Annotated in this window: 15 protein-coding genes and 1 CRISPR repeat array (1 of these 16 only partly in view); of the genes, 7 read left to right on the top strand and 8 right to left on the bottom strand. The window is 48.3% G+C overall.

Features of this window, described 5'->3' with window-relative positions; genetic code table 11:
- Nucleotides 1-105: 105 nt before the first annotated feature.
- The 4 genes from HA494_09215 to thpR all read right to left on the bottom strand — a co-directional run bounded on the left by HA494_09215 (nucleotide 106) and on the right by thpR (nucleotide 3220).
- Nucleotides 106-489 (bottom strand): HEPN domain-containing protein, encoded by a 384-nt coding sequence (locus HA494_09215; GenBank protein ID NHV97944.1) that lies wholly within the window; start codon nucleotides 487-489, stop codon nucleotides 106-108.
- Between the two features lie 28 nt (nucleotides 490-517).
- On the bottom strand, nucleotides 518-1201 hold the full coding sequence (locus tag HA494_09210; protein ID NHV97943.1) for a serine/threonine protein kinase: 684 nt from the start codon (nucleotides 1199-1201) through the stop codon (nucleotides 518-520).
- Nucleotides 1202-1274: 73 nt separating this feature from the next.
- Nucleotides 1275-2660, bottom strand: coding sequence for a CCA tRNA nucleotidyltransferase (gene cca, locus HA494_09205; GenBank protein ID NHV97942.1), 1386 nt, complete (start codon nucleotides 2658-2660; stop codon nucleotides 1275-1277).
- Nucleotides 2657-3220 carry an RNA 2',3'-cyclic phosphodiesterase gene (gene thpR, locus HA494_09200; GenBank protein NHV97941.1) on the bottom strand — a complete coding sequence of 188 codons (564 nt, stop codon included), beginning with the start codon at nucleotides 3218-3220 and terminating at the stop codon, nucleotides 2657-2659. Before thpR ends, cca begins: the two co-directional genes overlap by 4 nt.
- Nucleotides 3221-3334: 114 nt before the next feature.
- On the opposite strand from thpR, the gene HA494_09195 reads away from it, so the two are divergent.
- From HA494_09195 to HA494_09185, 3 genes are read left to right on the top strand one after another with little or no spacing between them, the layout of a single operon-like run.
- The gene (locus HA494_09195; protein ID NHV97940.1) at nucleotides 3335-3868 is read left to right on the top strand and encodes an AAA family ATPase; all 534 of its coding nucleotides are present in this window, start codon (nucleotides 3335-3337) and stop codon (nucleotides 3866-3868) included.
- The gene (locus HA494_09190; GenBank protein NHV97939.1) at nucleotides 3849-4256 is read left to right on the top strand and encodes a hypothetical protein; all 408 of its coding nucleotides are present in this window, start codon (nucleotides 3849-3851) and stop codon (nucleotides 4254-4256) included. The genes HA494_09195 and HA494_09190 overlap by 20 nt, the downstream gene beginning before the upstream one ends.
- A gap of 7 nt (nucleotides 4257-4263) precedes the next feature.
- The gene (locus HA494_09185; protein NHV97938.1) at nucleotides 4264-5097 is read left to right on the top strand and encodes a sugar phosphate isomerase/epimerase; all 834 of its coding nucleotides are present in this window, start codon (nucleotides 4264-4266) and stop codon (nucleotides 5095-5097) included.
- Here HA494_09185 and rnz read toward each other — a convergent pair.
- The 4 genes from rnz to HA494_09165 form a co-directional block, all read right to left on the bottom strand.
- Entirely contained in the window at nucleotides 5081-5998 is a 918-nt protein-coding gene (rnz, locus tag HA494_09180; GenBank protein NHV97937.1) for a ribonuclease Z, read from the bottom strand. The two genes, HA494_09185 and rnz, sit on opposite strands and share 17 nt — an antisense overlap.
- An 18-nt stretch (nucleotides 5999-6016) precedes the next feature.
- Entirely contained in the window at nucleotides 6017-6904 is an 888-nt protein-coding gene (locus HA494_09175; GenBank protein ID NHV97936.1) for a ribose-phosphate pyrophosphokinase, read from the bottom strand.
- A gap of 116 nt (nucleotides 6905-7020) precedes the next feature.
- Complete coding sequence (locus HA494_09170) at nucleotides 7021-7416, bottom strand: clan AA aspartic protease (protein ID NHV97935.1); 396 nt, start codon at nucleotides 7414-7416, stop codon at nucleotides 7021-7023.
- A 20-nt stretch (nucleotides 7417-7436) separates the two neighbouring features.
- On the bottom strand, nucleotides 7437-7769 hold the full coding sequence (locus HA494_09165) for a hypothetical protein (protein ID NHV97934.1): 333 nt from the start codon (nucleotides 7767-7769) through the stop codon (nucleotides 7437-7439).
- 103 nt (nucleotides 7770-7872) lie between these two features.
- On the opposite strand from HA494_09165, the gene cas4a reads away from it, so the two are divergent.
- Genes cas4a through cas4 form a run of 4 tightly spaced genes read left to right on the top strand, consistent with a single transcriptional unit; the run spans nucleotide 7873 to nucleotide 10692 of the window.
- Nucleotides 7873-8826 (top strand): type I-A CRISPR-associated protein Cas4/Csa1, encoded by a 954-nt coding sequence (cas4a, locus tag HA494_09160; GenBank protein NHV97933.1) that lies wholly within the window; start codon nucleotides 7873-7875, stop codon nucleotides 8824-8826.
- Entirely contained in the window at nucleotides 8823-9824 is a 1002-nt protein-coding gene (cas1, locus tag HA494_09155) for a CRISPR-associated endonuclease Cas1 (protein ID NHV97932.1), read from the top strand. The genes cas4a and cas1 overlap by 4 nt, the downstream gene beginning before the upstream one ends.
- A gap of 6 nt (nucleotides 9825-9830) precedes the next feature.
- Nucleotides 9831-10106 (top strand): CRISPR-associated endonuclease Cas2, encoded by a 276-nt coding sequence (gene cas2, locus HA494_09150; GenBank protein ID NHV97931.1) that lies wholly within the window; start codon nucleotides 9831-9833, stop codon nucleotides 10104-10106.
- Nucleotides 10099-10692 (top strand): CRISPR-associated protein Cas4, encoded by a 594-nt coding sequence (gene cas4, locus HA494_09145; GenBank protein NHV97930.1) that lies wholly within the window; start codon nucleotides 10099-10101, stop codon nucleotides 10690-10692. The genes cas2 and cas4 overlap by 8 nt, the downstream gene beginning before the upstream one ends.
- A 292-nt stretch (nucleotides 10693-10984) precedes the next feature.
- Nucleotides 10985-14233: direct repeats of the CRISPR family, unit length 24 nt; unit sequence GAATCTCACATAGAGAATTGAAAG (it continues 486 nt past the right edge of the window).

Here is a 14233-nt window from a genome sequence, read left to right as displayed (position 1 = left end):
TTGGCGTCCCTATAATCTGTTTTGACGACTTCTTTAACCCTCTTGGCTATTTCCCTGTATTTCGAGAGGTATTCTAGCGCCTCTTTACCAGACTTAAGGTAGTGTTCAAACATCTTCGATCACATCCTTAAATCTTTCTGCAAAGGCGAGTAGCTGCTCGACCTCACACCTCTCAAACCTTCTTGGCAGATACATCGAAACTACATACACATCCTCCATCTTTGTGAGATAAAGTATTTCTGATTCGATGAATGAGGATAGGTTCTTCTCCGGATAGGCAGCATTCAGCTCTCTTAGGATTCTCACTAGCGAGTGTGTTTTAGGGTATGTTCCTGTCTTTATGAGCAGCTTGTATTTTAGCAGAAGATGGCAGAACTGCTCTAGGTTAAAGGCTGATAGATCGTATTCTTCCTCTTCGAATAGCCGCTTAGCGTTCCTGAGGAAGGCGTATGCTCTCTCTTTTAAAATCTCCGCTTCTTCTATCGACAAACCAATCACAACTATACAACACAAGCTCTTAAGTCTGGCTGTGTCGCTCAACGAGTTTTAGCCGTTTTAGGAGGAGTTGGAGGGCTTCTTCGCTCCCCCTCTCCCTTTTGTATGATCTTATTGCTTCGATTATGGTGTTGCGCTCTTTGAGGTTAAGGACTCTCCTTATTTTGCTTGCCACAGGTCCTCCGATGAAGAGGTATTGGGCTGCTGAGGTTAGGTTTCTGACCGAGCGTTTTGTTGACGCTGATTCGAAGTCTATTATCTCAACCCTATCTCCTACGATAACGTGCTTGCTTAGGTTGCTCAGCTCACCGTGATCTAGGTGGGCTTGGTCTAGCCTCCAGCACTTCGCCAAAAGATCTCTACATACACGCCTCAGATTTGAGACCATACCCCTACCCTTAAGATCCTTCACCCAGTCCGGTAGGTTTACCCCTCTTATCAGCTCCATCAAGATAAAGTTGTCTGAATAGTTGTACAATTTTGGGCCAACACCTACTCTATTCGCTAGGGACTGTAGCTCCGCTTCTTGGCTTAGGCTAGGTCGGTTCGCGTCGACTCGTCTTATCTTTAGAGCCGCTTCACCCTCCCTACACCTAGCCACCACCACTATGCTCACACAACCCTTACCCAGCACTCTAAGACCCGAGATTTCGACCCTGCCTTCCAAGACCACCTCCTCGACACCCAACTTCCTAAGCTCACTCAACCTCTCTTCGATCTGCCGCTCCTCAGGCTTCGGGTAGCACAGTATGGTGGAGTAGGGTGCCTCAGCTAACTTATCAATCTGGATCGAATGTGAGGTACTTTGTTGCTGCGAGCCTCTGCACCTCCCTCCTCAACCAAGCCTTACTTTCAACGGCTTCGAGGGCTTCTCTGCCCGTAAGTATGGTGGCTGATGATCTGAGGGGCTCGCGTAAACCCTCTGCTACACCTAGCTCAGTCGGGTTGCTCAATAGGTTCCTGAGCGCATCTACTGCGTTCCGCTCAGCCCTCTCTTGCAGGCTTATTATTCGACCATCCTTTGAGAACCACATTAAGGTTGAGCGGTTTAGGTTCTTCTGCACAAAGCGAACAGCGTCAGCCTTGCGGTAGACGTCTGGACCCACCTTAACCACGTACTTCGGTAGAGTCTGGGATTCTAGGAGGAGGAGTATGGCGCTCTCGGCTTCTTCGCTGCTCGCCTCGAAGACCTTAAGAACCTCGAAGCCCCTTATCTTCATCTGCCTCTCTATCGCCTCCGAGGTTTTGTGGAGCTGCCCCCAGAGTATGTCTGGGCTCCTCTGCTCGTGTGTGAAGAGGATGAGGATTAGATTATCTACCATCGGCTCAAGTAAACGAACGTATGATTCGCCATCGCATCTCTCGAAGTATTTTAGGCTGGGGTTTTGCAGGAAGCTGCGGGCTGATGAGACGAATGTAGCAAGGCTCTCCTCAGATATCGCGGCGCCGAGGTTACGTTCAGAATCCACGGGATCCAGTATAATGACGGGGGTTTGAAATCTCAGTTTTACGTCTGCAGGCACCTCTCCTAAGCTGATTACAGCGCCTCGTTTAAATTCTGAGAAGGCTTCTAGGGTGTTTAGGAAGCTGCCGTATCTGATGATGAGGACCTCGCAAACATAGCCGCTGAAGCCCCTCGTCTTAACCTCAGCCCCATACACACCCCTAGCCTTGATGAACTTCTTGAGCAGCCTAACCTCGCCCTTTAACTCCTCTTTAAGATGCTTCTTAACATACTCTGTGTGGTAGGGTGAGCGGTCTGCTGCGCTTATCCAACGCTTGGGCTTGACGTTGAAGCACGGCACTATGTTGACGCGAACCCCATCAACGAACCCCTCTAGATATGAGTGCTCAGCATACCTTACTAGAGTCGGGTAGCCCTTCAAGATCTCTTTAGCTAGGTCCATACCTATCAGCTTAAACTCATCCATCTTCAGATCTGGTGGAAACTTTACGAATAGGTCTATGTCGCATTCCCCTTTGAGCCACGTGTCTTTAGCATATGAGCCTCCCAGCACAGCCTCAGCATCTATCCTCTTCTCCTCGATTACTGATCTAGCCCTGTTAAGTATGGTGTCAGCCACCTTAGAGATCAGCCTACGCTCCTCTTCATCTGGCTCACACATCTTACGCGCAGCTGCAAGAATCTCGTCTAGGCTTGTCAAGGGCCGCCCACCAGACTCTTCACGTATAGGTCGGTGTAGATCGGACCTTTAGGTGTTAAGTCGCTCTTCTTGAGCTTTATCTTAGTAAGTGTGTCTTCGCCGAACACAGTATTGAGGTTTGAGTTGACGATCTTGATTAGAGCATCTTTATTCCTTGCGCTCCTAACCCTCGCTATTGTCAGGTGTGGGACGAAGGGTTTGCGGTCTCCTACCTTGAGGTGAGCGATCCTAGACTCCACCGTAGATGCGAGTTTAGTCAGAAGCATACCGCCTTCCTTATCCGAACCAACCCAGATGACATTAGGGTGGCTTATTGAGGGGAAGGCACCAACACCTTGATACACAACCTTTATCGCAGGCGCCTCTATCTGTGAAAGGATTTCTGTAACCTTGGTCACTACGCTTGCATCTACTTCACCAAGGAACTTGATTGTGAAGTGCAGATTCTGCGGCTCAACAAGCTTCACATCAGCACCACTTTCAACCAGCGACCTCTGAAGAGCGGTTAAGTTGGCTAAGGCTTCTCTGCTCTCCAAATCGACTGCTATGAAGACCCTCATCGCCACACTGTAGGCAGATGGTGGTTAAAAGGAATCTCTATTAATATGCTGGAGGGAGGGTGAAGTGGAAAAAGAGGGTTGCGTGGAAGTAGGCTGGCGGTCTGCATTACAGGTATGCCTGGTTCTGGTAAGACTACGGTAGCGAATATGCTGACTCAACTCGGGTTTAAAATAGTTACTTTAGGCGATGTGGTCAGGGAGGAGGCTACGAGAAGAAATCTCCTCCCTACAGATGAGAATCTAGGTAGGGTTATGCGTGAGATAAGAACTGAAGGTAGGGGTGCGGTGGCGAAGCTCGCTTTGAGAAAGATTATGGAGGCTGGTAGGCTCTGTGTGGTGGATGGTATAAGATGTGTGGATGAGGTTAGTGTAATAGGTAGTGTGGCGGAAACTAAGCTGCTGGCTATACACGCTTCGCCTCAGATAAGGTTCGCTAGAATAGTTAGCAGAAACAGAAGCGACTCAACAGATAGTTGGGAGAAGTTTAAGGAGAGGGATAGAAGAGAGCTTGAGATAGGGGTTGGTGAAGCTATAGCGCTGGCAGACGAAGTCATCTCAAACAACAGTGTAAGTATAGAGGATCTGCGGAAGACAGTTGTGGAGATCGTCAGAAGGTGGTTGGAGGGGTTTGAGAGTAGAGCCGCTTAAGGTAAGTGTGCGCACATCATTTGTGGTCGAGGTTATGAAGACAGAGGACCCAGAGAAGGTTAGGAGAGCGGTGTTAAACATTCTGCCTACTATAGAGGTTAGAGAGGGGGCTTCTGGTAGGATGCTTACGGGCGAAAGCTCAGACCCAAGCTGCCTCACAGCACTATATGAGCAGATAAGGGCGCGTAGAATAGCTGGTGTGGTTAGGCGGCTGTACGAAGAGCATCTTGTAGGCGAAAGGAGTTGGCTCTACTTTAATAAGCAGGCTGCATACGCTGGTTCTGTGGTTGTTTGCGAAGATCCTTCTGAGTCGCCTCTTGGTCCGATAAAGGTCTACTTTGAGTGCAGAGATAAAGATTTGTTTTTAGACTGGCTTGCACCTCTGTGAAGAAGGGTTGGCTACCCACGTAGGTGCCTCAACACTCTACCTACTCTACGCGAAAGAGCCTTTTGAGGCTGTTGAGCGTGAGATTACGGCTGAAAGAGACGAGGGGGAGGAGCCTAAGCTATGGGAAGTTGTGGATAGTGAGCACCACGCCCTAGATAAAGTGAGAGTAAATAGGTTGAAGGATCTTGTGAGCGTCGGCTACAAACTTTCTCTACACTGCCCCTACGACCCTTGGATAAACATCGCTGACAGAGAGCCCTCTCGTAGAAGGCAGTCGATAATGAAGATAAGGGGCTCTATAGACGCAGCCGCTGAGCTGGAAGCGGTATTCTTCAACCTACATCCAGGTGCCCACAGGGGCTCCGAGGAGGATAAGAGGAGGACAAGTCTGCTTAACGCTGATGCTATAGCGAGTTTACGTGACTACGCTGACTCCAGAGGCATAGTCTTGAGTGTTGAAAATATGCCCCCAAATCTAGGCTACTTTCTAGTCACACCACAGGAGTTTTTAGACATCAAGGAGGAGACTGGTTTGGACCTTAGGGTCACCTTTGATGCTGGGCACGCTAATCTAGCCGGGCTCGTAGACGAGTTTCTTAAAACCCTTGGTGAAAGTGTCTTTGAGGTTCACGTGCACGACAATAGAGGTGGGCTGGATGAGCACCTTGAAGTCGGACTCGGCTCGATAGATTGGCTGAAGATACTGAAGGAACTATACATCAGAGATAAGCTGGTGTATTATGTTGTTGAAACCTACAAACCCCCGTTCAAGAGTGTAGCTTGGTTGAAGGAGAAGACAGCCGCTTTCGAAAGACAGTTTAGGTTCACTCGGGGTATTTGACCTCTATCTCCATAAGGTCTTCTGCCGCGATTGTGTTGCTATGCACCTCTGAAGCCTCCTTGACAAGCTCAGATGTATCATCGTATCTCGCGCTGAAATGTGTAAGCACAAGGGTCTTCACACCAGCCTCCTTCGCGATCAACGCCGCTTCCCTAGCTGTTGAGTGTAGGTTCTCCTCAGCCTTATCTGAGTGCCTATCTGCGTAGGTTGAGTCGAAGATGAGGAGATCACAGCCCTTAAAGAACTCGATCAGCCTCCTACTCGGCCTCGTGTCCCCAGAGTAACCTATCTTCCTACCCCTCCTCCTCGGCCCTGTAACCTGATCTGGTGTGATCACCTTACCTTGATACGTTATAGCCTCTCCTCTCTGAAGGATCGACCAAAGCCTACCTTCTGGTATGCCTAATCTTTTAGCAGCCTCCGGGTAGAATACCCCTGGGCGGGGCTTTTCCTCAAGTAGGTATGCGTAAGTAGGTCGGGAGTGCTCCGCTCTACACGCATACACACTATACTCCGCCTCCTCCACCACAAGCCCCTCCTTCACATTCTTTATCTGGAGGTCGAAGGTTAAGTCAAATGCCAGAGCTTTGACGCTGTATTTTATGAAGCCGATGATGCCTTTGGGCCCGTAGATGCTCAGCGGCTTATCACGTTGCATCATCGACATGCTCTGAAGCAGGCCAAGCAGCCCCACGCAGTGGTCTCCGTGTAGGTGTGTGATGAAGATCTTCATTGGGCGGTTCAAGCCCAGCCCAGCGTGCATCATCGCCCTTTGCACACACTCACCAGCATCGAAGAGGATCACCTCTGGGCCCCGCTTTACCGCTATGGAGGTCAGCCCCCTCTTCCTTGTGGGGACTGATGAGGAGGTGCCTAGGAAGATGACTTTGAGTTGAACCACTTATCAGCTACCTCTTGCCTACGTGCATATTGTTGAGAGGTGTGAGGCGCATAGGGGCGCTATATCTACCTTCGACACACTGCTCGGCACGGTGTTTGTTCCTATGACTTCGACACCAGCTTTAACAAGCCGATCTAACGCGTCGCCTACTAGTAGTGGGTGTGTGCAGGCTGCGTAGACCTTCCTCGCGCCCTTCTTGTAGAGTAGGGTTGCCGCTTTCTCTATGCTCCCACCCGTACTTATGATGTCATCCACGAGCACGGCATCCCTCCCCTCCACGCTCAACTCAGCTTCCTCTACGCTAACTTCCCCTGTAACCCGATTTCTGCTCTTCTTGAGCACAATGTGTTCAGCGCCCATCAGGTTGGCGAATGCTTCAGCCCTAGCCGCACCTCCAGCATCTGGTGAAACTGCTATCGGATCCCTCAACCTATAATTTGATTTGATGTACTCAGCGAGAAGAGGCACGGCTGATATGCTGTGCGCTGGGAAGGCGAAGTACGCTAACGCGTTCACGCTATGTATATCTACGGTATCGAGCCTCTTTATACCAGCTGAGCGCATAAGCCTAGCTACAACCCCTATACTGACCACCTCACCCTTCAGAAACTCCTTATCCTGCCTAGCGTAAGCAAGGTAGGGGACGAACGCATACACCTCAGCACCCAACTCGCTCAGCTTATGAGCGATGAAAAGAAGCTGCATAAGATTCCTATCCACAGGAGGATAAGTTGACTGTATCACAACCACCGAAGCCCGCTGAACATCACCCTTAACCCTGATCTTAGATTCACCATCCGGGAAGACAGTAAGCTCCAAGTCGAGCACCGCTAACCCAAGCCTTCTCGCAACCTCCTCACCCAGCTCCCTACTCGCCGGGCCTGGCGCTATGAACCAGCCACCCAATATCCCACCATCCCCAGAGCATACGCCCCCACCCCTAATAAGCGGTGCCTACTAAACCGCTTGCTGCAAGACCCTACACTAGGAGAACTTCTAAAGGGGGCAAACAGAGGCTTTCTTCATCGGCAGGCTTCTACCTCCACCATTCTGAAACAGTAGTTCAAAGTCAGCTTCAAGTTTTGTAACAGATCAGCCCCTATCACCACTTCTTGCACACCCTTTAGGGTCTCGACGAAACCATCCAACCTTACACTAAGATCTGGGATAACTACTTCACAATATGTTCCGGTTGAGTAAGCACGCCGACCGTCTGGAAGAATCAGCACCCTTCTATCTACCGCCAGCTGATTTAAGGAGAGTTTCTCGAAGACATCCTCTGGTACAAGTAGGAAGCCTTCAAACCCTGTGTCGACTACGGCTGCTACCCTACCGCCTACCGGGAAGGTCTTATCCATAATCGGGTTTCTTATCACAATCTCCACAAAAGGGGTCAAGTTTAGAAAATATGAAGCCATAGACAACCTTCCTGCAAGAGCTACGCTTTAATAATTCTGTAACCAGCTCGGGCAGAAGAGTCAATAGGTTTCGAGGAGACGATTCTAAGCCCTCTCGGCTCAACCCCCTTCTTCTTAAGAACCTCAGCAAGCTCATCCAACGTATGGGCTTCCGCTACTAAAGCATCGCCTTTAAACGCCTTGAATGAAACCTCACCGCTGCCAACCGCTTTATCTAATAGGTTAAAATAGTTCTTCAGGGCGCTTTCTATTACATTCGACAGAGAACCTTTTCTTGCACCATGAAGTCGCAGAGCGACTTCCCTTAGCTTTTTCTCGACTTCATCGTCTAAGGAAATCGTTAACGTACCCAAATCTTATCGGATTCAGTTTTAATTAATTATTACTTAAATATTTCCTGGGGAATGAGGATCCTCTAGGGGAAGATATTTATTCTGTTGCGTGGTTGTATGTGTGATGCTCTTCTTAGATAGGGCTGATATGGATAAGAGGTTCAGGGTTCTAAGGCAGGAGCTCGTTGAAAGGCCTACTTCAAATGAGCTTAGGGGTTGGAGCTACGAGGCGCCTCCGATCAAGCCCCTCTCCACCTCTCTGAGGTTTGGTGTCGGTGAGCTCGCGAGCAGATACTGTGAGACCCTTCGGGACATCTACTTGAGGAGGATCTTGGGGGTTAAGCCTCCGCCTAGCTTTAAGATGGCTAGGGGTATTGCTTTTCACGAGGTTATGAAGGCTGCTCTATTCGACATTAAGAGGTTTATTTACGAGGATCTTTCGAGCGGCGGCAAGGGTCTGTTGGCTTCTCTGCTACCTAGGTCTGAGTCTATTGGCTTCGACGCTGTGGAGAGGGCTGAAGCAGCGTTAGGCAGTAGGCTTGGTGAGGAGGATAGGAGGCTTGTTGCGTCTGGCTGCTCGAACCTCTACGAGTTTCTGGTGATCCAGGGTGCTGCGGCGCTGGATCGCACGCTATCGAAGTATCCTCACGCCGAGCCCGATTCGGTTGTGAACGCCGCTGTACCCCCTGTTAGCGAGAGGAAGGTTGATGGCTCTCTTGTAGGCTTATCTGGTGAGCTGAGTGTCGACATCTACACACCCTACAACGCTATAGCTGATGTGAAGACTGGTGAGGTTAGGAGCTTTCACCCCCTGACTCTCGCTGGCTACGCTTTGGCTCTTGAAAGCGAGGAGGGCATACCCGTGGACTTCGGCTTCATCATATATGTTAAGCTTGAGAAGAGGGTTCCATCGTTCACAATCAAACCTCTCATCGTCGGTGATGAGGTTAGGAGGGAGTTTCTAGAGGTAAGGGATGAAGCGTATCAGATCATCACCTCAGGCAGAGACCCTGGTAAGCCCAGTAGATGCCCGAGCTTCTGCCCCTACTATGCTGTGTGTGAAGGTGGCGGGGTTTGAGGCTTGTTGTGAACGAGCCTGGCCTATTCTTAGGCACTAGAGGTGGTGTGATAACCGTGAGTAAGAGGCGTGAGAAGAGGCTTGAGGTGCCTGTCGCTAAGGTTGATATGGTGGTCGTCTTAACTAGGGGCGCATCCTTCTCCTCAGCCTTAGTCAGACTCCTTTCAAAGCATAACGTCCCAATCGTCTTCTACTCCCCATTAGGACTACCCTTATCCGTCTGCAGAGGCTTAACAGCTGGTAGCGTAGCACTCAGGAAGAGGCAGTATGAGGCGCAGAGCGGCGAAACAGGCTTTATGTTGGCTAAGCTGTTTGCTGAAGGTAAGATGCTGAACCAAACTAGCCTCCTATACTCTATGGCTAGGAATAGGGAGGTGAGCGACCAGCCTCTAGCGAAGCATCTACACGAAGCATGCAGGCTGGTTAGGGATGTGGTTAGGAGGGTTAGGGAGGTTGGGCTTGATAACGGCGGTAGGGAGGAGTTGGTCAGGTTGGAGGCCGAGGCCGCTAAGATCTACTGGGATGGTGTGAAGCAGGCTCTTTCGAAGGTCATCGAATTTCCGGGTAGGAGGAAGAGGTTCGAGAACCCATCAGACCCGGTTAACATATCCCTCAACTACCTCTATAGTGTGCTTGCTGGTGAATGCCTCGTTGACGTCGAGGCTTGTGGGCTCGACCCATATGCTGGCTTCCTACACGCCGACAGCCCTAGGAGGCCGGCGCTCGTCATGGATCTTATGGAGGAGTTTAGGCAGCAGGTTGTGGATAGGGTTGTCTTCAGGCTCGCCTTCGAGAGGAAGCTCGATGGCGTAGTAGAGGCTGGGAGGTTGAAGAGGGAGGCTAGGATGATGCTCTACAGGGCTTTCGCCGAGAGGCTCAACACGAGCGTCACGTTTCTGAACAGGAGCCTAGCGATATCTGAGCACATGCTTCTTCAAGCCAGGAGGGTCGCTGAGCACATTATGGGTAGGTGTGAATACACACCCTTCGTCTTGTAGTCGGGTATGTTTACGCTCGTCATCTACGATATAAGCGACGATGATTTGAGGGCTAGAGTTGCCCAAGCGTGCAAGAGGTTCGGTTTGGTTAGGGTGCAGAGGAGCGCCTTCTCAGGTAGGATCCCGAGCTCCTTAAGGAGGGAGCTCATCTCAGTTTTAAGTAAGATGGTTGAGGGCACTGAGGATAACATTCAGGTTTATGTTGTGTGTGAGCCGGATATGTCGCTGAGGGTTGAGTTGGGCAAGCCGTTTAAGGGTGAGGAGAGCGATATGCTTGTCTGAGGATGAGTTAGACCTCATACCTGTGAAGTGGATCGAAGTCTACCACTACTGCCCCAGAATCATCTACTTCATGGGCGTCTTGGGGTTCAGGGAGAGGGAAACCGCTTTGATGAGCGAGGGTAGGGAGGCTGAGGAGGGTGAAGAGGAGAGGGAGAAGAGGAGGCATACGCTTCTAGCGAAGAGAGGTGAGAGGGTTTTGGAGAGGTGGCAGAAGCTAGCGCTCAGATCAGAGGCGCTCGGCTTGATAGGTGTGGTCGACTTAGTTGTGAAGACGGAGAGCGGGCTGAAGGTTGTCGAAATCAAGAACACTGGAGCCAAGAGGCTGCTACCAGGCTACCTCTACCAGACCGTAGCATACGCCTTGTTGGCTGAGGAGGCGCTCAAACAGCCCGTCAGAAGCATCATAATACACCACCTGAAAGGCGGTAGGACATTCGAAGTAAACCTGACAGACGAGCTCAGAAAGCACGTGAAGTGGACAATTTCCAAGATCAGAAAGATAATCTCAGAGGAGAAGATGCCAGCAACGAGAAGGTTGAAGGAGTGCAAGGGCTGCGGATACCAAAAAATCTGCAGAAGGCTCTAACAAACCCTACACAGACCAACCTCACCCCCTACACATCTGAGTACATCGAACCGTTTCCACAACCAACTACGCGGGGATAAACGAGTACCCACACGGAAGAAGGCCTTAATGACAATACAAAGCTTATTGACCGCAATATGGAGGGGCCTGTTAAAGAAGAAGGTAATGTTGAAGTTTAGGAGGCGCTACCCCTTTATATATCTTGATGCAAGTTGGGGGGTAGCGGTGCATCCCCGTTTAGAAAGGCTTAAATCACCCCTTAAACCAATAAAAGGGGCGAGGAAAAGGGTCGGAATCTCACATAGAGAATTGAAAGAACTTATTTTACACTTAAATAGGGCTTACTTTAACTTTATAGAATCTCACATAGAGAATTGAAAGTTGGTAGAATAAGGTGGAAGTGATGAGCATAGAGGAGCTGAATCTCACATAGAGAATTGAAAGATAAATTGCGCACCAACCATAAACACACCCATAATCGTCGGAATCTCACATAGAGAATTGAAAGGAGCTACAACTTCTGCGCAGAGGCTGTGTGAACCCGGCAGAATCTCACATAGAGAATTGAAAGATTGATGTGCAGGGCTTCGGAGACGTTGAAATCCAAGAATCTCACATAGAGAATTGAAAGTTTGGTCTGCTGAGCTTTATGACCACGCCGTCTTCATCTAGAATCTCACATAGAGAATTGAAAGAAGTAGGTAAAGTCACTGGTAACATCAGCAGAGACAAGAATCTCACATAGAGAATTGAAAGATATATTTAAACCAAACAACTATAGATTCCATATGTCATATATGAATCTCACATAGAGAATTGAAAGCCCCTGCCCGCTCTTTACACCCGCGGGGTTGGCGGGTGATGAATCTCACATAGAGAATTGAAAGCTGACCAGCGTTCCGACTTGGAGATTAACCCTAGCTTTGGAATCTCACATAGAGAATTGAAAGCAAACGCAGTATGAGCAGATAAAATGGCTGCTCACAGACAGAATCTCACATAGAGAATTGAAAGTCCAGTCTTTTGGAGCGTATTGTATTTCTTCAGCTTCGCTGAATCTCACATAGAGAATTGAAAGTAGTTGACCAAATGTCAATTATTTTGGGGGATACGCTCATTTGAATCTCACATAGAGAATTGAAAGACGGCAACGTAATGCAAACCCTAGAGAAATACGTTAGAGACGAATCTCACATAGAGAATTGAAAGCACCTATATGCATCGGCTAAGTAACAAATGACTTTGACTTGAATCTCACATAGAGAATTGAAAGTCATCTATTTCAACTACTTTTAGCTGTATTTCCTTTCCTTTGAATCTCACATAGAGAATTGAAAGAAACCTATGGCTGCGCCTAGGGGTGGTGTACAATCTACCGGAATCTCACATAGAGAATTGAAAGTTTTTGGTTGTTTTTGCTTGTCTCCGACATTTTTTGCTTTCTGAATCTCACATAGAGAATTGAAAGAAATGAAGCTAATGCTGAATGACATTAAAGAGTTAGGAATCTCACATAGAGAATTGAAAGCGTTGCTCTTATTCACCTTTTGAGCTATGTTTGCCGCTGCTGAATCTCACATAGAGAATTGAAAGCAATCTTCACCACCTTTAGAAAGAAGCGGGCAAATCGAATCTCACATAGAGAATTGAAAGAAAAACAGATTGAGTATAAGGCTAAGTGGGAGGGGTTGAGAATCTCACATAGAGAATTGAAAGGTTAAATCCTCTTTTAGATCATCTATGAGAAGGACCGCATCCTGAATCTCACATAGAGAATTGAAAGCTTAGTTCGCTTGGCAGAAACCCAGGCTCCCTCTTACTAGAATCTCACATAGAGAATATCACATAGAGAATCTCACATAGAGAATTGAAAGTTGGTAAGGTGGGGTGCGGGGAGGAATTCATGCTTGAAGAATCTCACATAGAGAATTGAAAGGAACACCGATTCCCGTCACCCCTTCAATCTTTAGGAGCGAATCTCACATAGAGAATTGAAAGCAGGTTTACCAGCATAAGCACGCTTGAGGGGGAGCGTAGGGGAATCTCACATAGAGAATTGAAAGAGGTAACGCCAGTACAGCCCCGCCTCAAACGAGGCGAAGGAATCTCACATAGAGAATTGAAAGATGAAACACCTCACTCTGAAGATGCGTGGAACATTCTTGGAATCTCACATAGAGAATTGAAAGTAAGGTGAGTGAGAAATGAGCGGCAAAAAAACTCTTGGCAGAATCTCACATAGAGAATTGAAAGACTATATCTCTCAACCTTCGGCACAGAACTCCTAACTAAAGGAATCTCACATAGAGAATTGAAAGTCAGGTGAAGCAACCACATACAGCCGCTTATCTTCTTTAGAATCTCACATAGAGAATTGAAAGCTAACCACTCTTCACGGTAAGCCTTAAGCTCCTCGCCTCGGAATCTCACATAGAGAATTGAAAGCAGGCAAAGACGTAGATGACAGCAGCTGGCTAACCACAGCAGGAATCTCACATAGAGAATTGAAAGAAGTATCGGCACACCATTTGTAGCATACGGTTGTTACAGAATCTCACATAGAGAATTGAAAGAACTGAGAAAGAAAAGTGCAGCTGTAGCGAACGCCTCAGAATCTCACATAGAGAATTGAAAGTGGAGCTGAAGGGAGCTGCTACCAGACCCATAGTGCTTGAGGAATCTCACATAGAGAATTGAAAGTTTAGCGGGCAAGTTAAGTTTCTCAACACTTCGCCTAGAGAATCTCACATAGAGAATTGAAAGACGCCGCACAATCGCTGGCTCAGTGAAAGAATGACAGCAGGAATCTCACATAGAGAATTGAAAGTTAATTCTGTTAAGATGGTTGCTAGGTTGCCGTCTTCCTGAATCTCACATAGAGAATTGAAAGGCGACTTTCCAGGCGTTCCATATGTGTTCGCTAGGCTGAAGAATCTCACATAGAGAATTGAAAGTTCAAGCGTGTAAGCGGATTCTTGCGGTCGCACCAGAATCTCACATAGAGAATTGAAAGTCTCGATGCACCAACCCCCCAGGATCTAGCTACGTCATCCTTGAATCTCACATAGAGAATTGAAAGAAAGCCTAGAGCGATCGCGATGGTGGTAGGAACAACACCTAGAATCTCACATAGAGAATTGAAAGCTTCTGTCGTTGAGGGGGCGTGCTACTTCCCCCACTCGCCGAATCTCACATAGAGAATTGAAAGGCGAGATAGCAAATGACTTTTACTTTTCCTCCGCTCATTGAATCTCACATAGAGAATTGAAAGTTACGGGCTGTTTTTGGGGGCGAGGAAGCCACACCTAGGGAATCTCACATAGAGAATTGAAAGACATCCTCCCTCTCAACCCTATCAGCCCCCCTCTGCAGAATCTCACATAGAGAATTGAAAGATCTCTGTCTCCTCACGGCGATATTTGAAATGCTCACACGAATCTCACATAGAGAATTGAAAGCAGCAGCAATCATAATCTACTTAGCGCAGCAGCTAGGAGTAGAATCTCACATAGAGAATTGAAAGTATGATTTTTGAGAAGGT

It is taken from the genome of Nitrososphaerota archaeon (assembly GCA_011605775.1).
Lineage (GTDB): Archaea > Thermoproteota > Nitrososphaeria > Nitrososphaerales > JAAOZN01 > JAAOZN01.
This window is presented reverse-complemented; position numbering and strand designations above follow the sequence as displayed.